The sequence below is a fragment of the Streptomyces paromomycinus genome (assembly GCF_003865155.1).
GTDB classification, from domain to species: Bacteria; Actinomycetota; Actinomycetes; order Streptomycetales; family Streptomycetaceae; genus Streptomyces; species Streptomyces chrestomyceticus.
Genome location: NZ_BHZD01000001.1, coordinates 8,588,686 through 8,608,691 on the forward strand (window position 1 = coordinate 8,588,686; position 20,006 = coordinate 8,608,691).

The window sequence follows — 20,006 nt, forward strand, 5'->3', positions numbered from 1 at the left end:
GTGCGCGTTTCACGAACTGGAATGGTGAGATCCGATGGCAGATGAAGAGGCCCTCCGCGACTACCTCAAGTGGGTGACCACGGACCTCTACAACACGCGGCAGCGCCTGCGTGAGGTCGAGGAACGCAGCCACGAGCCCATTGCGGTCGTCGGCATCGGCTGCCGTTACCCCGGAGGAGTCGACACTCCGGAGGACTTCTGGAACCTGCTCGCCACCGCACGCGACGGGATCGCCGACATCCCCACCGACCGCGGCTGGGACCTCGAACAGTTGCGGGTCCAGGACCCGGACGGCAGTACGCGGCTTCCCGAGGGCGGGTTCATCACGGATGCCAGCGGGTTCGACGCCGCGTTCTTCGGGACCAGCCCCCGCGAGGCGGTGGCGATGGACCCGCAGCAGCGGCTGCTGCTGGAGGTGGCCTGGGAGGCGCTGGAGCGCTCCGGCATCGACCCGCACGTCCTGCGCGGCAGCCAGACCGGCGTCTTCGCCGGTGCCTCGCTGTCCGGCTACGGCTTCGGCACGGACGAGGATCTGGACGTCCACCTGATGACGGGCACCTCCACCAGCGTCATCTCCGGCCGGGTCTCCTACGCCCTGGGTCTGGAGGGCCCGGCGGTCACCGTGGACACCGCCTGCTCTTCCTCCCTGGTCGCGCTCCACCTGGCCGCGCAGTCGGTGCGGTCCGGGGAATGCTCGCTGGCGCTGGCCGGCGGCGTCACGGTCACCACCGTCCCTGTCATGTTCACCCAGTTCTCCAAGCAGCTGGGCCTGGCCGGGGACGGCCGCTGCAAGGCCTTCTCCGCCGATGCCGACGGCATGGGCATATCCGAGGGCGCGGGCATGGTCGTACTGGAGCGGCTCTCCGACGCCCGCCGCAACGGACACCCGGTGCTCGCGGTCATCCGTGGCTCCGCCATCAACCAGGACGGTGCTTCCAACGGGCTGGCCGCCCCCAACGGCCCCTCCCAGCAGCGCGTCATCCGCGCCGCTCTGGCCAACGCCCGCCTGTCCACCGCCGATGTCGACCTGGTGGAAGCGCACGGCACCGGCACCACGCTCGGTGACCCCATCGAGGCTCAGGCCCTGCTGGCCACCTACGGTCAGGGCCGCGCGGAGGACCAGCCGGTCCGGCTGGGCTCGGTGAAGTCCAACATCGGCCACACCCAGGCCGGCGCCGGCATCGCCGGCGTGATCAAGCTGGTGCTGGCGCTCCAGCACCAGCAGATGCCGCAGACCCTGCACGCCGAACAGCCCTCACCGCACATCGACTGGTCGGCCGGAAACATCGAGCTGCTGACCCAGGCCCACCCCTGGCCGCTGGGGGAGCGGGTCCGGCGTGGCGGCGTCTCCTCCTTCGGCGTCAGCGGCACCAACGCACACGTCATCGTGGAGGAGGCCCCGGCGGAGGAGCCCGCAGAGGCGCAGGCCGGGACGGACGGCGAGGGCGGCACGGACACCGCACCTCAGGACACCGGCAGCCACACCGCCGAGCCGCTGCTGCCGGACTCCGGCGCCTGGCTGGTGTCTGGCCGTACGGCTGAGGCGTTGTCGGCGCAGGCTGGACGGTTGCGGGAGTGGGTGTCGGCGCGTCCGGGTCTGGGTGCGGCTGATGTGGGCTGGTCGTTGGCGGCTACGCGGTCGGCGTTCGAGCACCGCGCTGTGGTGCTTGGTTCGGAGCGCGAGGAACTGCTGTCTGCAGTGGCAGACCTGGCGGCCGGTGTTCCGTCGCCTGTGGTGGTGTCGGGGGTGGCCCGGTCTGATGTCCGGGTGGGTCTGATTTTCGCTGGTCAGGGTGCGCAGTGGGCGGGTATGGGTCGTGGCCTGTACGCGAACAGTGCGGTGTTCGCCGAGGTCTTTGACCGGGTGTGCGGGCTGCTGGAGCTGGAACTGGGGGCCGAGGTACGTCTGCGGGATGTCGTCCTGGACGGCGACGGTGACGGTTCCGCTGCTGGGCTGGCGGATCAGACGCTGTATGCGCAGGCGGGTCTGTTCGCTTTCGAGGTGGCTCTGGCGGCGGTGCTGAAGGCTGCTGGTGTGGTGCCGGATGCGGTGGTGGGCCATTCGGTGGGTGAGGTGGCTGCTGCTCATGTGGCTGGGGTGTTGTCGCTGTCGGAGGCCTGTGCGCTGGTGGCGGCCCGTGCCCGGCTGATGCAGGAGCTGCCCCGGGGTGGGGCGATGGCGGCGATCAACGCAGCGGAAGCAGCGGTCGTCGCCTCGTTCGACGAGGTGTCGGCTGCGGTGTCGGGTGAGGTGGCTGTCGCGGCGGTCAATGGCCCGAATCCGTGGTGATCTCGGGTGCGGCCGAGGCGGTCGATGCGGTGGTGGAGCTGTGGCGGGACCGAGGCTGCCGAGTACGGCGCCTGCGGGTCTCACACGCCTTCCACTCCCCGGCAATGGACCCGGTCCTGGATGAGCTCCGTACCGTTGCGGAGGGGTTGGAGTTCCGTCGCCCGGAGGTGATGTGGGCCGGTGCCCTCACCGGTGACCTGGTGTCCGACCCGCAGGCGGACTACTGGCCCGCGCAGACCCGCCAGACCGTGCGCTTCGCCGACGCAGTAGCTACCCTCGCGGCGGAAGGCATCTCCGTCTTCCTCGAAGTGGGCCCGGACGGTTCACTCTCCTCGCTCGGCCCGGACGCGGTGGCCGACGTGGAGGTCACCGAGCCCGCCTTCGTCCCCCTCCAGCGGCGCACCGAGGACGGCGCCACCGACCTGGAGGCCGGTCTGGCCCGCGCCTTCGTCCACGGTGCGCCGGTGGACTGGACGTGTGTGCTGCCCGCCGGTGAGCAGGTCGAGCTGCCCACGTACGCCTTCCGGCACCAGCGGTACTGGCCCAAGGGCATGATGGCGCTGCCCGGCACGGTGAAGCCGGGCGCCGGCGACCCCGCCGAGCTGGGCCTGCAAGCAGTGGGCCACCCCATGCTGCGCGCCGTCGTCGAGCTGGCCGGTGAGGACCAGCTGGTGTGCACCGGACGACTGTCCGCACACAACCAGACCTGGCTGGCCGACCACACGGTCGGCGGCGTGACGTTGCTGCCCGGCACCGGCTTCGTGGAGCTGGTCGTCAGCGCGGGCCACCAGGCAGGCTGCCCGCTGCTGACCGAACTCGCCCTGCACGAGCCGCTGGTGCTGCCCGCCGAAGGCCCCGGGATGCAGCTCCAGGTGGTCGTCGGCGAGGGCGACGAGGACGGCCACCGCCAGGTGGACGTCTTCGCCCGCCCGGACCGCTCGGAGGAGGAACACAGCTGGGTCCGGCACGCCACCGCCGTCGTCGCCCCGGCCCGCACCCCCGCACCGGACGCGGTCCGGACGCCGGCCGACCTCACCGCCTGGCCGCCGCGCAACGCCCGGGCACTGGACATCGACGACCTCTACACCGTCCAGCTGGCCGACGTCTACGGCCCCGCCCAGCAGGGACTGCGGGCTGTCTGGCAGCGCGGCGCGGACATCTTCGCCGAGGTGGCACTGCCGTCGGACGCCGGCGCCGCCGACCCGTACGCTCTGCACCCGGTGCTGCTCGACGCGGCCCTGCTCGCCGACCGCGTGGCCGGGCAGGCCCAGGGGCGGGACACGGACGACGGACCCGACCGGATCCGCCTGCCGCACGCCTGGAGCGGCGTGGAACTGCACGCTGCCGGCGCGTCCGTACTGCGCGTCAGGCTGCGCCGGAACCCCGACGACACCCTGGCACTGACTGCCGCCGACCCCACCGGAGCGATGGTGGTCTCGGTGGAATCGGTGCGGACCCGGCCGCTCTCCGCCGACCAGCTCCAGAGCGACGACGCGTGGACCCGCGACGCCCTGTTCACCGTGGAATGGCTTCCGCTGCACCGCAGCGGCTCCCCCAACTCCCCGCAGGCCCCGGCTCAGGCCCAGGCCCAGGGGCCGGCCCCGGCCCAGGCCCCGGACGGGCCGTGGGCGCTGATCGGCGCCGACCGCTTCGCCGTGGCCGAGCAGCTGACCGCCGCCGGTACACCGGTGCGCGGCTATGCCGGAATCGCCGAACTCGTGGCTGCCGTCGTCGCGGGCGGGACCGTACCGAGCACCGTGCTCGCCTGCCTCAGCGGCACCACCACACACAGCGGACCCGCCGGGACGGACGCCCAAGGCATCGCCGAGGCCGCCCGCCAGGTCACCACCGAAGCCCTGACCCTCGCGCAGGACTGGCTCGCCACCCCCGAGCTGGAGGCGGCCAAGCTCGTCCTGGTGACCCGGGGCGGCGTACCGGTGCTCCCCGGCGAGCAGGTGGCGGACCCGGCCGCGGGCGCCCTCTGGGGCCTGCTGCGCTCTGCCCAGACGGAGAACCCCGACCGCTTCGTGCTGGCCGACCTCCCCGCGGACGGCAGCGCCGACGACACCGCCGCGCTGCCCGCCGCACTGGCCACCGGCGAACCGGAACTGGCCGTACGGCAACAGAGCGGCTACGCCCGGCGTATGGTCCGCCCCGTCATCACCGACCGCACCGCACCAGCCCCCGCACCCGCCGCGGCGCACCCGCGCACCGTACTGGTGACCGGCGGCACCGGAACCCTGGGCGGGGTCGTCGCCCGGCACCTGGCCGCCACCGGCAGAGCCAGCGAGACCCTGCTGCTCAGCCGTTCCGGTCCGGCCGCCCCCGGCGCCGCCGCCCTGGCCGCCCGGATAGCCGCCCACGGCGCTGACGTCCGGGTGATCGCCTGCGACGCGGCCGACCGGGACGCCCTGGCCGGCGTCCTGGACACGATCCCCGCCGACCGCCCGCTGCGCTCCGTCGTGCACACCGCCGGCGTCATCGACGACGGCCTGATCGGCTCCCTCAGCGCCGAGCAGCTGGCCGCCGTCCTGCGCCCCAAGGCGGACGCCGCCTGGCACCTGCACGAGCTCACCCGGCACCTGGACCTGGACCACTTCGTCCTGTTCTCCTCGGTGGCCGCTGCCTTCGGCGGCGCGGGTCAGGGCAACTACGCGGCGGCCAACGCCTTCCTGGACACTTTGGCCGGCCACCGGCGGGCCGCCGGCCTGGCCGGTACCGCACTGGCTTGGGGCCCGTGGATGCCGCAGGCCGGCATCGGCCGCGACCTCGACGAGGTGATGCTGCGCCGGATGACCGGCTCCGGCCTCACCGCCCTCGACGAGCACCAGGGTCTGACGTTGCTGGACCTGGCCCTCGAACGGACCGAGGCGCTCCTCGTCCCGGCCCGGCTGAACAAGGCCGCGCTGCGGGCCCAGGCAGCCGCCACCGGCATCCCCGCCCTCTGGACGGAGTTGGCCGACGACCTCGCCCCGCGCCGGGCCGCCGTCACCTCGGCCGCCGCCGCCTCCGCCGCCGCACCCGGCGCCGGTACCTCCCACCAACTGCGCGCACACCTGGCCGCGCAGCTGGGCCCGGAACGCGACCGGCTCCTGCTCGATCTCGTCCGCAGCCACGCGGCCGCCGTACTGGGGCACCCCTCGGGCGACGCCATCGAAGCCGGTCGGCCCTTCACCGACCTGGGCTTCGACTCGCTGATCGCCGTCGAGTTCCGTAACCGCCTCAACGCGGCGACCGGGCTGCGGCTGCCGTCCACCCTGGTCTTCGACCACCCCAACCCGACGGCTCTGGCCCGGCTGCTGCACGAGCAGCTGACCGACGACCTGCCGCAGGGCGCGGCCCCCGCCGCCCCGCAGTCCACCTTCGCGTACACCGCGGACGAGCCGATCGCCATCGTCGGCATGGCCTGCCGCTTCCCGGGCGGGGTGACCAGCCCCGAACAGCTGTGGCAGATGCTCGCCGACGGCACCGACGGCCTGTCCACCTTCCCCACCGACCGCGGCTGGGACCTCGAAGCGCTCTACGACCCCGACATCGAGCACGCCGGTACCTCGTACACACAGGTGGGCGGGTTCCTGCAGGACGCAGGTGCCTTCGACGCCGGCTTCTTCGGCATCAGCCCCCGCGAAGCCCTCGCCATGGACCCGCAGCAGCGCCTGTTGCTGGAGACGTCCTGGGAGGCACTGGAACGCGCCGGCATCGACCCGGCGACCCTGCGCAGCAGCAGCACCGGCGCCTTCGTCGGCGGCTACGGTTCCTCCTACCTCGCCGTCAGCGTCACCGACGAGGAAGAACTGGAGAACCTCGGCGCCCACCTGATGACCGGCAACGCCGCCAGCGTGCTGTCCGGCCGGGTCTCCTACACCCTGGGCCTGGAGGGCCCGGCGGTCACGGTGGACACCGCCTGTTCCTCCTCGCTGGTCGCGCTCCACCTGGCCGCCCAGGCCCTGCGCACCGGGGAGTGCTCGCTGGCCCTGGCCGGCGGCGTCACGATCATGGCCAGCCCGGACGGCTTCCTGGCGTTCTCCCACGCCCGGGGCCTGGCCGCGGACGGCCGCTCCAAGGCGTTCTCCGACCAGGCCGACGGCATGGGCATGGCTGAGGGCGCCGGCATGCTCGTGGTGGAACGTCTGAGTGACGCCCGCCGCAACGGACACCCGGTGCTCGCCGTGCTCCGCGGCTCCGCCATCAACCAGGACGGCGCCTCGAACGGCCTGACCGCCCCCAACGGGCCCTCGCAGCAGCGCGTCATCCGCGCCGCACTCGCCAACTCCGGCCTGACCACCGCCGACATCGACGCGGTGGAGGCGCACGGCACCGGGACCACGCTCGGTGACCCCATCGAGGCCCAGGCGCTGCTGGCCACCTACGGCCAGGACCGCGGCGATCGCGGCTCGCTGCTGCTGGGGTCGGTGAAGTCCAACATCGGTCATACCCAGGCCGCGGCCGGTGTTGCTGGTGTGATCAAGATGGTGCTGGCGCTCCAGCATGAGCGGCTGCCGCAGACTCTGTACGCCGAGGAACCGTCCACGCACGTGGACTGGTCGGCGGGTGAGGTGCGGCTGCTCACCGAGCCGGTGCCCTGGCCGTCCGACGGCGACCGGGTACGCCGCGCGGGCATCTCCTCCTTCGGCATCAGCGGTACCAATGCCCACCTCATTCTGGAGGAGGCTCCCGCAGCGGAGGAGGCCGGAGCTGTCGAGGAGTCCGGGGAACCGGTGGTTCCGGTAGCCCCGGTGGTTACTGGTGCCGGTGCGTGGGTGTTGTCTGGGCGGACTGCTGAGGCGTTGGCTGCGCAGGCGGGGCGGTTGCGGGAGTGGGTGTCGCTTCGTCCGGCTCTTCGGCCGGTTGATGTGGCGTGGTCGTTGGCGGCTACGCGGTCGGTCTTCGAGCATCGTGCGGTGGTCGTTGGCGGGGATCGGGAGCAGGTGCTGGCGGGGCTTGGGGGCTTGGCATCTGGCGTGCCCTCGGGTGCGTTGGTCGCCGGTACGGCCCGATCGAATGTCCGTCCGGTGTTTGCCTTCGCGGGTCAGGGTTCGCAGTGGGTGGGGATGGGGCGGGAGCTGGCTGAGGTTTCGCCGGTGTTCGCGGCGCGGCTGGCGGAGTGTGCGGCGGCGTTGGAGCCGTATGTGGACTGGTCGCTGACCGATGTCCTGGCGGGTGCGGAAGGTGCCCCCGCGTTGGAGGCGGCGGATGTCGTTCAGCCTGCGTTGTGGGCGGTGATGGTGTCGCTCGCTGCTGTCTGGGAGGCGGCCGGTGTCGCCCCGGATGCGGTGGTGGGCCACTCGCAGGGAGAAATCGCCGCTGCGACGGTCGCCGGGATGCTGTCGCTTCAGGACGGCGCGCGTGTGGTGGCGTTGCGGTCGCGTGCGTTGAAGGTGCTGGCGGGTGCGGGCGGGATGCTGTCGGTGAGTCGTCCGGCGGCTGAGGTTGAGGAGCGTCTGGCCCGGTTCGGCGTCCGGCTGTCTCTGGCGGCGGTCAACGGCCCCTCGGCCACTGTCGTCTCGGGCGAACCGAAGGCCCTGGAGGAGTTGAAGGCGGAGTTCGAGGCGGCGGGTGCCCGGGCCCGCATGGTCGCGGTCGACTATGCCTCGCACTCAGCTCAGGTGGACCGGCTGGAGGAGGAGATCACCACCGTCCTGGCTGAGGTCTCCCCGCGCCGGGGCCGGGTCCCGATGGTCTCCGCGATGACCGGTGAGACCCTGACCGGTGAGGAGCTGGACGCCGGGTACTGGTACCGCAGCCTGCGGGCGACGGTGCATTACGACCGTGCGGTGCGGGTGCTGGCGAGTCGTGGTCACCAGGTGTTCATCGAGGTGACGCCGCATCCGGTGCTGATGGGTGCGATGCACGACACCCTTGTGGACCTGGCCCAGGAGGCCGGCCCGGGGGCAGAGCCGGGAGCTGTCTGCGGGACGCTGCGGCGTGACGACGGCGGTGCGGATCGTCTGGTGGCGTCGCTGGCGGAGGCCTTCGTCAACGGGGCGTCGGTGAACTGGGCGTCGGTGTTGCCCGTCGGTGAGCGGGTCGAGCTGCCCACCTACGCGTTCCGGCGTCGCCGGTACTGGCCGGAGGGCATGCTGGCGCTGCCGACGGGCGGCTCGCTTGCCGCTGCCGGGGACAGCGTGAGCACTGATGCGGAGACGGCGTTCTGGGCGGCTGTCGAAGGGGGTGACCTGTCCGGGCTGGGTGACGCGCTGGCCTTGGAAGGCGGGCGTCCGTTCAATGAGGTGCTGCCGGCGTTGGCGTCGTGGCGGCGTCGCGAACGGGATCGTTCGACCACTGCCGGTTGGCGTTATCGCACGGGTTGGTCGGCCATTGCCGAGCCGGATGTCCGGCTGCTGTCCGGTACGTGGCTGGTTGCCGTCCCGGCGGAGTCGGCTGCGGCGGACCTGGCACAGGACTGCATCGAGGCGCTGAACGCCCGTGGTGCGGGGGCCGTGGTGGTCGAGGTTCCGGCTGGGACGGTGGATCGGGCGGAGCTTGCGGCATTGCTGACGGGTGCGGTGGATGTGTCGGCCGTGTCTGGTGTGCTGTCGTTGGTGGCGCTGGACGAGACGCCGCTGCCGGACCGTCCGGTCGTGAACGCCGGACTGGCTGCCACCCTGGGTCTGGTGCAGGCTCTCGGTGACGCCGGGATCGAGGCGCCGCTGTGGGTGGCCACGCGTGGTGCGGTCGCGGCCGGGCGAGGCGAGGCGCTGACCCGTCCGGTGCAGGCGCAGGTCTGGGGCCTGGGCCGGGTGGTTGCGCTGGAGCATCCCGAGCGTTGGGGTGGTCTGGTTGATCTGCCGGAGGTGCTCGATGAGCGGTCCGGTGCGCGGCTGGTGGCGGTGCTGGCCGGTTGCGGTGAGAACGAGGTCGCCGTCCGGCGGGCCGGAATCCTGGGCCGCCGGCTGTCGAGCGTCCCGCACAGCAACGGCCCGGAAAAGGGCTGGACGCCTCGCGGTACTGTGCTGATCACCGGTGGAACCGGGGCGATCGCCGGACACGTCGCGCGGCGACTGGCCGGACGGGGCGCCGAACGCCTGGTGCTGACCAGCCGTTCGGGCCCGGCGGCTGAGGGCGCGGCCGCGCTGGCGGCCGAACTCGCGGCGGCCGGTTCCGCCGTGGAGATCGTCGCTTGCGACGTCAGCGAACGGCCCCGGCTGGCCGGACTGCTGGGCCGGATCGACGCAAGCGGTCCCCGGCTCTCCTCCGTACTGCACACGGCCGCCGTTCTGGACGACGGCGTCGTGGACCGACTCTCGGTGGCCCGGTTGGCGCCCGTTCTGGAGGTGAAGGCCCACGCCGCGACGCTCCTCGACGAGCTGACCGCGGACCTGGACTTGGACGCGTTCGTGCTGTTCTCCTCGGCTGCCTCCACCCTCGGAGGCCCGGGCCAGGGCAACTACGCAGCCGCCAACGCCTACCTGGACGCGCTGGCGGAGAACCGCCGGGCCCGCGGACTGGCCGGCCTGACGGTGGCCTGGGGTCTGTGGGGCGGCGCCGGCCTGGCGCAGTCCAACGAGGCCATCCGCTCCCGGATGCGCCGGACCGCGATGCCGCCGATGGACCCCCAGCTTGCGGTGGAAGCTCTGATCGAGGCCATGGACGGCCCGGACGCCGCGGTGACGGTGATGGACTTCGACCCGCAGCAGCTGGGCGCGGCGCCGGGTACGGCGCACGTCCTGGAGATGCCGCTGGTCCGGGACATGCCGGAGATCCGGCGGCTGGCCGCCGCCCGCGCCGACAACAACAGCACCGGCCCGGCCTTCCGCGCCGAGGGTGAACTCGCCGCCCGGCTGGCCGGGCTGAGCCGCTCGGAGCAGGACCGGATCCTGACCGATGTGGTCCGAGCCGAGGCCGCCGCCGTACTGGGGCACGACTCGGCGGACGAGGTGCAGGCCCGTCAGGCCTTCAGGGACCTGGGCTTCGATTCGCTGACCTCGGTCGAGCTGCGTAACCAGCTGAATGCGGCGACCGGGCTGCGGCTGCCGGCCACCCTGGTCTTCGACCACCCGACTCCGGTCGCGCTGGCCGCTTTCCTGCACGGCGAACTGACCGGGCAGGTGTCACAGACCGCAGCCACTGCGCCGGTCTCCGCCGTCCCCGCTGCGGACGAGCCGCTGGCGATCGTCGGTATGGCCTGCCGCTTCCCTGGCGGCGCGAGCACGCCCGAGGAGTTCTGGGAGCTGCTGTCTTCCGGCGGCGACGCGGTGGGCGGCTTCCCCACCGACCGCGGCTGGGACCTGGACGGCTTCTTCGACCCGGACCGGCACGGCACCGGGACCTCCTACACCGACTCCGGCGCCTTCCTGCGGGGGGCGGCCGAGTTCGATGCGGGGTTCTTCGGGATCAGCCCGCGTGAGGCGCTGGCGATGGATCCGCAGCAGCGGTTGATGTTGGAGACGTCCTGGGAGGCGTTGGAGCGCGCCGGTATCGACCCGTCGTCCCTGCGCGGCAGCCCGACCGGCGTGTTCGCCGGCGGCTTCGGCTCCGGCTACGCCATCGGCATGGCGCTCACCGGCCAGGACGGCTCCGGCGTCGAGGGTCACCTGATGACCGGCAACTCCACCAGCGTCCTGTCCGGCCGGGTCTCCTACGCCCTGGGCCTGGAGGGTCCGGCGGTGACGGTGGACACGGCGTGTTCGTCGTCGCTGGTGGCGCTCAACCTGGCGGCTCAGGCGTTGCGTTCCGGGGAATGCTCGATGGCCCTGGCCGGAGGTGTGACCGTAATGGCCACCCCCTTCTCCTTCGTGGAGTTTTCCCGGCAGCAGGGGTTGTCGGCGGATGGCCGGTGTCGGGCGTTTTCGGAGGATGCGGACGGTACGGGTTGGGCTGAGGGTGCCGGTGTCCTGGTGGTGGAGCGGCTGTCGGATGCGCGGCGTAACGGGCATCGGGTGCTGGCTGTTGTTCGTGGTACGGCGGTGAATCAGGATGGTGCGTCGAATGGTCTTTCGGCGCCGAACGGTCCGTCGCAGCAGCGGGTGATTCGTGCGGCGTTGGCCAATGCGCGGTTGGCGCCGGGGGACGTGGATGTGGTGGAGGCGCACGGTACTGGCACGACGTTGGGTGACCCGATTGAGGCTCAGGCGTTGTTGGCGACGTATGGCCGGGATCGTGGTGAGCGGGATGCGTTGTGGCTGGGGTCGGTGAAGTCCAACATCGGTCACACTCAGGCTGCTGCGGGTGTGGCGGGTGTGATCAAGATGGTGCTGGCACTCCAGCACGGTCAGCTGCCGCGGACGTTGCATGCTGATGTGGCGTCGTCGCATGTGGACTGGTCGGCGGGGGAGGTGCGGTTGCTGACGGAGTCGGTGCCGTGGCCGGTGGGGGAGCGTCCGCGCCGGGCGGGGGTTTCGGCGTTCGGTATCAGCGGGACCAACGCGCACGTGATCCTGGAGGAGGCCCCCGCGATCGAGGCGCGGAGCGAAAGTGCCGGTCGGGAGCCGGTTGTCGCTCTTGAGGGTGCGGGTGCGTGGGTGGTGTCGGGGCGTACGGCTGAGGCGTTGTCGGCGCAGGCTGGGCGGCTGCGGGAGTGGATGAACGCCCGTCCGGAACTGCGGTCGGCCGATGTGGGCTGGTCGTTGGCGGCGACGCGGTCGGCGTTCGAGCACCGGGCCGTGGTGCTCGGTACGGAGCGCGACGCGCTGCTGTCCGGTCTGCACAAGCTGGCCGCCGGTACGTCCTCGCCCGAGGTGGTGTCGGGGCTGGCCCGGCCCGATGCCCGGGTGGGTCTGGTCTTCGCGGGGCAGGGTGCGCAGTGGGCGGGTATGGGCCGTGGCCTGTATGCGGGCAGTGCGGTGTTCGCCGAGATCTTTGACCGGGTGTGCGGGCTGCTGGAGCTGGAACTCGGGGCCGGGGTACGCCTGCGGGACGTGGTCCTGGACGGCAACGGGGCGGAGCTCGCGGATCAGACGTTGTATGCGCAGGCTGGTCTGTTTGCCTTCGAGGTGGCTCTGGCGGCGGTGCTGAAGGCTGCTGGTGTGGTGCCGGATGCGGTGGTGGGCCATTCGGTGGGTGAGGTGGCCGCGGCCCACGTGGCGGGCGTGCTGTCGCTGTCGGATGCCTGTGCGCTGGTGGCGGCCCGGGCCCGGTTGATGCAGAAGCTGCCCCGGGGTGGGGCGATGGCGGCGATCAACGCAGCGGAAGCGGCGGTCGTCGCCTCGTTCGACGAGGTGTCGGCTGCGGTGTCGGGTGAGGTGGCTGTCGCGGCGGTCAACGGCCCCGAGTCGGTGGTGATCTCGGGTGTGGCCGAGGCGGTCGATGCGGTGGTGGAGCTGTGGCGGGGACGGGGTTGCCGAGTACGGCGCCTGCGGGTCTCACACGCCTTCCACTCCCCGGCGATGGACCCGGTCCTGGACGAGCTCCGTACCGTTGCCGAGGGATTGGAGTTCCGTCGCCCGGAGGTGATGTGGGCCGGTGCCCTCACCGGTGACCTGGTGTCCGATCCGCAGGCCGGTTACTGGCCCGCGCAGACCCGCCAGACCGTGCGGTTCGCGGACGCGGTGGCCACCCTCGCGCGGGAGGGCGTCTCGGTCTTCCTGGAAGTTGGCCCGGACGGTTCGCTCTCCTCCCTCGGCCCGGATGCGGTGGCCGGCGTGGACGGTGCGGAGGCGGCGTTTGTCGCACTTCAGCGGCGTGATGACGAAGGTGCTGCGGCCCTGTTGTCAGGTCTGGCCCGTGCTTTCGTCAACGGTGCCCCGGTCAACTGGGCGTCGATGCTGCCCGCCGGTGAGCAGGTCGAGCTGCCCACGTACGCCTTCCGGCACCAGCGCTACTGGCCCGAGGGTGTTCTCCCGCTCATGCCATCGGCGGTCGCGACGGTTGCCGGGTCTGGCTCCGAGGCGGAGGCTGGGTTCTGGGCGGCTGTTGAGGGCGGTGATTTGCGGCGGGTCGCGGAGACGCTGGCTTTGGAGGATGAGGGTCAGCTGGGTGCGGTGTTGCCGGCGTTGGCGTCTTGGCGGCGGCGTGAGCTGGATCGTTCGGCTACTGCTGACTGGCGTTACCGGACCGTTTGGTCGCCGGTTGCCGAGCCGGATGCTGGTGTGCTTTCCGGGGCTTGGGTGCTGCTTGCGCCGGCTGGTTGTGCGGAGGAGCTGCGGCATCAGTGTGTGGCGGCATTGACGGCCCGTGGTGCTGAGGCTGTGGTGGTCGAGGTTCCGGCTGGGGCGGTGGACCGGGCCGAGCTGGCGGCGTTGCTGACGGGTGCGGTGGATGTGCCGGCCGTGTCCGGTGTGCTGTCGTTGCTGGCGCTGGACGAGACGCCGCTGCCGGACCACCCGGTGGTGCCCGGCGGCCTGGCCGTCACTTTGGGCTTGGTGCAGGCGCTTGGTGATGCCGGGGTTGAGGCGCCGTTGTGGGTGGCGACGTCCGGTGCGGTTGCTGCCGGCCGTGGTGAGATGCTGGCCCGTCCGGTGCAGGCGCAGGTGTGGGGTCTGGGCCGGGTCGTCGGTCTGGAGCATCCGGAGCGTTGGGGTGGTCTGGTTGATCTGCCGGAGGTGCTCGATGAGCGTTCCGGTGCGCGGCTGGTGGCGGTGCTGGCCGGTTGCGGTGAGAACGAGGTTGCCATCCGGGCGGCCGGGATCCTGGGCCGTAGGCTTGCGCATGTTTCGGGCCGTGGTGTGCGGGAGAGCTGGTCGCCGCGGGGGGCTGTGCTGGTCACCGGTGGGACCGGTGCGATTGCCGGGCATGTCTCGCGGTGGCTGGCTGGCCGGGGTGCGGAGCGTTTGGTGCTGACCAGCCGTTCGGGTCCTGCGGCGGAGGGTGTGGCCGCGCTGGCGGCCGAACTCGCGGCGGCCGGTTCCGCCGTGGAGATCGTTGCTTGTGATGTCAGCGAACGGGCCGGCCTGGCCGGGCTGCTGAGTCGGATCGATGTGAGCGGTCCCCGGCTCTCTTCGGTGATGCATACCGCGGGTGTGCTGGATGACGGTGTGGTGGACCGCCTCGACACTGCGCGGTTGGAGACTGTGCTGGGGGTGAAGGTGCAGGGTGCGGTGCTGCTGGATGAGCTGACTGCGGGCCTGGACCTGGATGCGTTCGTACTGTTCTCTGCTGCGGCTGCCACTTTGGGTGGTTCGGGGCAGGGTAACTATGCGGCGGCCAATGCTTTTCTGGATGCGTTGGCGGAGGAGCGGCGTGGTCGTGGGCTGGCGGGCCTGGCGGTGGCGTGGGGGCCGTGGGCCGGTGGTGGTATGGCTGCGTCGAGTGGTGCGGTGCGGGCGCGGGTTGAGCGGGGTGCGATGCCGCCGATGGATCCGCGGCTTGCGGTCCGTGCGCTGTCCGAGGCGTTGCAGGGCCCGGATGCCGTCGTTGCCGTCATGGATGTGGACTGGCCGCAGCTGGCTTCCGGTCCGGGGGCCGTGGAACTGTTGAAGCGGCCGTTGGTGCGGGACCTGCCCGAGATTCGAGACATGGCCGCGGCCGGTAGCGGTTCAGCCACCGCCGTACATGTCGAGGGCGAGTTGGCCCGCCAGCTGGCCGGGCTGGACCGTTCGGAGCAGGAGCGGATGCTCACCGACGTGGTGCGCGGCGAGGCTGCGGTGGTGCTGGGGTACGGCTCGGCCGATGCGGTGGAGGACCGTCGGGCGTTCAAGGATCTGGGCTTCGACTCACTCACCGCCGTCGAACTGCGCAACCGCCTCAACGCGGTGACCGGGTTGCGGCTGCCGTCAACTCTGGTCTTCGATTACCCCACTCCGCTGGCACTGGCCGCTTTCCTGCGTGGCGAGCTGACCGGTGGGGATCCTGACACCTCTGGCGTTCCGGCAGTCACAGTGGTGGCGGCGCCTGCGGATGAGCCGCTGGCGATCGTTGGTATGGCGTGCCGCTTCCCTGGCGGGGTGAGTAATCCGGAGGAGTTCTGGGAGTTCCTTGCTTCCGGTGGCGACGGCGTGGGTGACTTCCCGGCCGACCGTGGCTGGGACTTGGAGAGTGTGTACGACCCGGAGGGGGAGCGCGAGGGGACGTCGTACGTCGCCCAGGGTGCGTTCCTGCGGGAGGCGGCTGAGTTCGATGCGGGGTTCTTCGGGATCAGTCCGCGTGAGGCGCTGGCGATGGATCCGCAGCAGCGGCTGTTGCTGGAGACGTCCTGGGAGGCGCTGGAGCGTGCCGGCATCGATCCGGCGTCCCTGAAGGAGAGTGCCACTGGTGTCTTCGCCGGCGGTTTCACCTCCGGCTATGGGCTCGGCGTATCCCTGAGTCAGGACGACTCTGGCGCCGAGGGGCATGTGCTGACGGGGAATGCGACGAGTGTTCTGTCCGGGCGGGTGTCGTATGTGCTGGGTCTTGAGGGTCCGGCGGTGACGGTGGACACGGCGTGTTCGTCGTCGTTGGTGGCGCTTCATCTGGCGGCGCAGGCGGTGCGGTCGGGGGAGTGCTCGCTGGCGTTGGCGGGCGGAGCGACGGTGATGGCGACGCCGGGTACGTTCATCGACTTCTCCCGTCAGCAGGGCCTGTCGGCTGACGGCCGCTGCCGGGCGTTCTCGGAGGACGCGGACGGTACGGGCTGGGCCGAGGGTGCCGGCATGGTCGTGGTGGAGCGGCTGTCCGACGCCCGCCGCAATGGGCACAAGGTGCTGGCGGTGCTGCGGGGCAGCGCGGTCAACCAGGACGGTGCATCGAATGGTCTGACTGCCCCCAATGGTCCGTCGCAGCAGCGGGTGATTCGTGCGGCGTTGGCCAACGCCCGGCTGTCCGCTGCCGAGGTGGATGTGGTGGAGGCGCACGGGACCGGTACGACGTTGGGTGACCCGATCGAGGCGCAGGCGCTGCTGGCGACCTATGGCCGGGACCGTGGTGAGCGGGATGCGCTCTGGCTGGGGTCGGTGAAGTCCAACATCGGTCACACTCAGGCCGCGGCCGGCGTTGCCGGTGTGATCAAGATGGTGCTGGCCCTCCAGCATGAGCAGCTGCCGCGGACTCTCCATGCCGAGGTGCCGTCCTCGCACGTGGACTGGGAGGCCGGTGCGGTGCGGCTGCTCACCGAGCCGGTGCCTTGGTCGTCTGATGGGGGCCGGGTGCGGCGGGCTGCTGTCTCGGCGTTCGGCATGAGCGGCACCAACGCCCACCTCATCCTGGAAGAGGCCCCCGCAGCACAGCACGCCGAAGCCGTCGAGGACTCCGGGGAACCGGTGGCCCCGGTGGTTATCGGCGCCAGCGCTTGGGTGGTGTCCGGGCGGAGTGCTGATGCGTTGTCGGCGCAGGCAGGCCGGCTGCGGGAGTGGACGGCGTTGCGTCCGGAGCTGGCATCGGCCGATGTGGCCTGGTCGCTGGCTGCCGGCCGTTCGGTCTTCGAGCACCGGGCCGTCGTGGTGGGTACGGGCCGTGCCGAATTGCTCGGTGGGGTGGAGAGCCTGGCGTCGGGTGTTCCGGCTGGGTCGGTGGTGTCCGGCATGGCCCGCTCCAGCGCCCGTCCGGTGTTCGCTTTCGCCGGCCAGGGTTCGCAGTGGGCCGGGATGGGCCGGGAGCTGGCTGAGGCTTCGCCGGTGTTCGCGGCGCGGCTGGCGGAGTGTGCGGCGGCGTTGGCCCCGTATGTGGACTGGTCACTGACCGATGTCCTCGCGGGAACGGAAGGTTCCCCCGCGTTGGAGGTGGCGGATGTCGTCCAGCCCGCGCTGTGGGCGGTGATGGTGTCCCTCGCCGCTGTCTGGGAGGCCGCCGGTGTCGCCCCGGAAGCCGTCGTCGGCCACTCGCAGGGAGAAATCGCCGCTGCCACGGTGGCCGGAATGCTGTCGCTTCAAGACGGTGCGCGTGTGGTGGCGTTGCGGTCGCGTGCGTTGAAGGTGCTGGCGGGTGCGGGCGGGATGCTGTCCGTCAGCCGTCCGGCGGCTGAGGTCCAGGAACGTCTGGACCGGTTCGGGGAGCGTGCCGCGCTGGCGGCGGTCAACGGCCCCTCGTCCACTGTGGTGTCCGGCGAGCCGGAGGCTTTGGAGGAGCTGAAGGCGGAGTTCGAGGCGGCGGGCGCCCGGGCCCGGATGGTGGCGGTGGATTACGCCTCGCATTCGGCTCAGGTGGACCGGCTGGAGGAGGAGATCACTTCTGTCCTGGCCGGGGTCTCCCCGCGCCGGGGCCGCGTCCCGATGGTGTCCGCGATGACCGGTGAGACCCTGACCGGTGAGGAGCTGGACGCCGGGTACTGGTTCCGCAGTCTGCGGGCGACGGTGCATTACGACCGCGCGGTGCGGGTGCTGGCGGGTCGTGGTCATCAGGTGTTCGTCGAGGTGACGCCGCATCCGGTGCTGATGGGTGCGATGAACGACACCCTCGTGGACCTGGCCCAGGAGACGGGTGGAGAGCCTGCCGCCGTATGCGGAACGCTCCGCCGTGACGACGGCGGCGCCGAGCGCCTGCTCATTTCCCTGGCCGAGGCGTTCGTCAATGGCGCACCGGTTGACTGGCAGACGGTGCTGCCCGTCGGCGAGCAGGTGGAGCTGCCCACCTACGCGTTCCGGCGTCGCCGGTACTGGCCGGAGGGCATGCTGGTCCTGCCGATGCCCGGTCCCACGACCGCCGGTTCCGCCGGGTCCAGCTCTGACGCGGAGGCGGCGTTCTGGGCGGCCGTCGAGGACGGAGACCTGTCCGGGCTGGGTGACGCGCTGGCTCTGGAGGGCGGGCGTCCGTTCAATGAGGTGCTGCCGGCGTTGGCGTCGTGGCGGCGTCGCGAACGGGATCGTTCGACCACTGCCGGTTGGCGTTATCGCACGGGCTGGTCGGCCATCGCCGAGCCTGACGCTCGTGTGCTGTCCGGTACGTGGCTGATGGTGGCTGCGGCCGGGGCTGACGGCGGTGCGGCGCAGCAGTGCGCGGCCGCGCTGAGCGCCCGTGGCGCCGAGACCCTGGTGATCGAGGTACCGGCCGGTACCGTGGGCCGGGCCGAGCTCGTGGCATCGCTGACCGGTGCGGCGGACCCGTCGGCCGTCTCCGGTGTGCTGTCGTTGCTGGCGCTGGACGACACGCCGCTGCCGGACCGTCCGGTCGTGAACGCCGGACTGGCTGCCACCCTGGGTCTGGTGCAGGCTCTCGGCGACGCCGAGATCGAGGCACCGCTGTGGATCGCCACGCGTGGTGCGGTCGCGGCCGGCCGCGGCGAGGCGCTGTCCCGTCCGGTGCAGGCGCAGGTCTGGGGCCTGGGCCGGGTGGTTGCGCTGGAGCACCCCGAGCGTTGGGGTGGTCTGGTTGATCTGCCGGAGGTGCTCGACGAGCGGTCCGGCGCACGGCTGGCGGCGGTACTGGCCGGCTGCAAGGAGAACGAGGTCGCGATCCGGACGGCCGGGACCCTGGGCCGGCGGATGTCGCGGGTGCCGCGCCGCAGCCCCCGCACACCTTGGTCGCCGCGGGGAACCGTACTGGTCACCGGCGGTACCGGTGCCATTGCCGGGCATGTCTCGCAGTGGCTGGTTGGCCGGGGTGCCGAGCGTCTGGTGCTGGTGGGCCGTTCCGGCCCGGCAGCAGCCGATGTCGCGGCTCGGGCTGCGGAGCTGGCCGCCGCGGGCGTCCACGTGGACGTGCTCTCCTGTGACGTCAGCGAACGCCGCCCGCTGGAGGCTCTGCTGGGCTGGATCGGCCGCAATGGTCCGGAGCTGTCCTCGGTGATGCACACCGCGGGCGTGCTGGACGACGGTGTGCTGGACCGCCTCACCACCCCGCGGCTGGAGAGTGTGTTGAGCGTGAAGGCGCATGGCGCGGCGCTGCTGGACGAGCTGACCGCGGACCTGGACCTGGACGCGTTCGTACTGTTCTCCTCGGCCGCCTCCACCCTCGGCGGCCCGGGCCAGGGCAACTACGCAGCCGCCAACGCCTACTTGGACGCGCTGGCGGAGAACCGCCGGGCCCGCGGACTGGCCGGTCTGGCGGTGGCCTGGGGCCTGTGGGGCGGTGGCGGCCTCGGCGAATCCAACGAAGCCATCCGCTCCCGGATGCGCCGGCTCCCGATGCCGCCGATGGACCCCCAGCTCGCCGTCCGGGCGCTGGGCGAATCGCTGGACGGCCCGGAGCCGACCGTGACGGTGATGGACTTCGACTGGCAGCAACTGGGCTCGGCACCGGGTTCGGCGGACGAGCTGGATCTGCCGCTGGTCCGGGACATTCCGGAGATCCGCCGACTGGCCGCGGAGCGGGCCGCCGCAGGCAGCGTCACCCGCAGCGACAGCAGGGGCGAACTTGCCGCCCGGCTGGCCGGGGCGGGCCGCTCGGAGCAGGACCGGATTCTGACCGACGTGGTTCGCGCCGAGGCCGCCGCCGTACTGGGGCACGATTCGGCAGACGGAGTGCAGGCCCGGCAGGCCTTCAAGGACCTGGGCTTCGACTCACTCACCGCCGTCGAACTGCGCAACCGTCTCAATGCGGCAACCGGGCTGCGGCTGCCGGCCACCCTGGTCTTCGACCACCCCACCCCGACCGCGCTCGCCGGCTGGCTGCGCACCGAGCTCGCCCCTCAAGAGACGGCAGCGGTACCGCTCCTCGCCGAACTCGACAGGCTGGAGGCCGCCCTGCGCTCCGGGCCGGTGGACGACCCGGTGCGGGAGGAGGCCACCAGCCGACTGCGCCGACTGCTGGACACCATCGGCGAACAGGCCGCCGACCAGGGCAGGAAGCGACAGACAGCCGACATCGACGCCGCCTCCGACGAAGAGCTGTTCGCCCTCGTCGACGGACTCGAATGACACCCGCCCGGCCCTGACGGCCCCCGGCCCGAACCGGTCCGCCCCGTCCCACGCGGGGCGGACCACCCCTGACT

General features: G+C 71.9%; 2 protein-coding genes. Both read left to right on the plus strand.

Annotated elements, in window-relative coordinates:
* The first annotated feature begins 34 nt into the window (after positions 1–34).
* Positions 35–2,290 (plus strand): type I polyketide synthase, encoded by a 2,256-nt coding sequence (locus OEIGOIKO_RS43650; RefSeq protein WP_218040028.1) that lies wholly within the window; start codon positions 35–37, stop codon positions 2,288–2,290.
* Between the two features lie 32 nt (positions 2,291–2,322).
* Positions 2,323–19,932, plus strand: a complete 17,610-nt coding sequence (locus tag OEIGOIKO_RS36805; protein WP_281288446.1) for a type I polyketide synthase — start codon at positions 2,323–2,325, stop codon at positions 19,930–19,932.
* Positions 19,933–20,006: the final 74 nt, after the last annotated feature.

Excerpts from the sequence above, each read along its gene's own strand:
- OEIGOIKO_RS43650 (WP_218040028.1), top strand. The coding sequence starts at position 35 with ATGGCAGATGAAGAGGCCCTCCGCGACTACCTCAAGTGGGTGACCACG.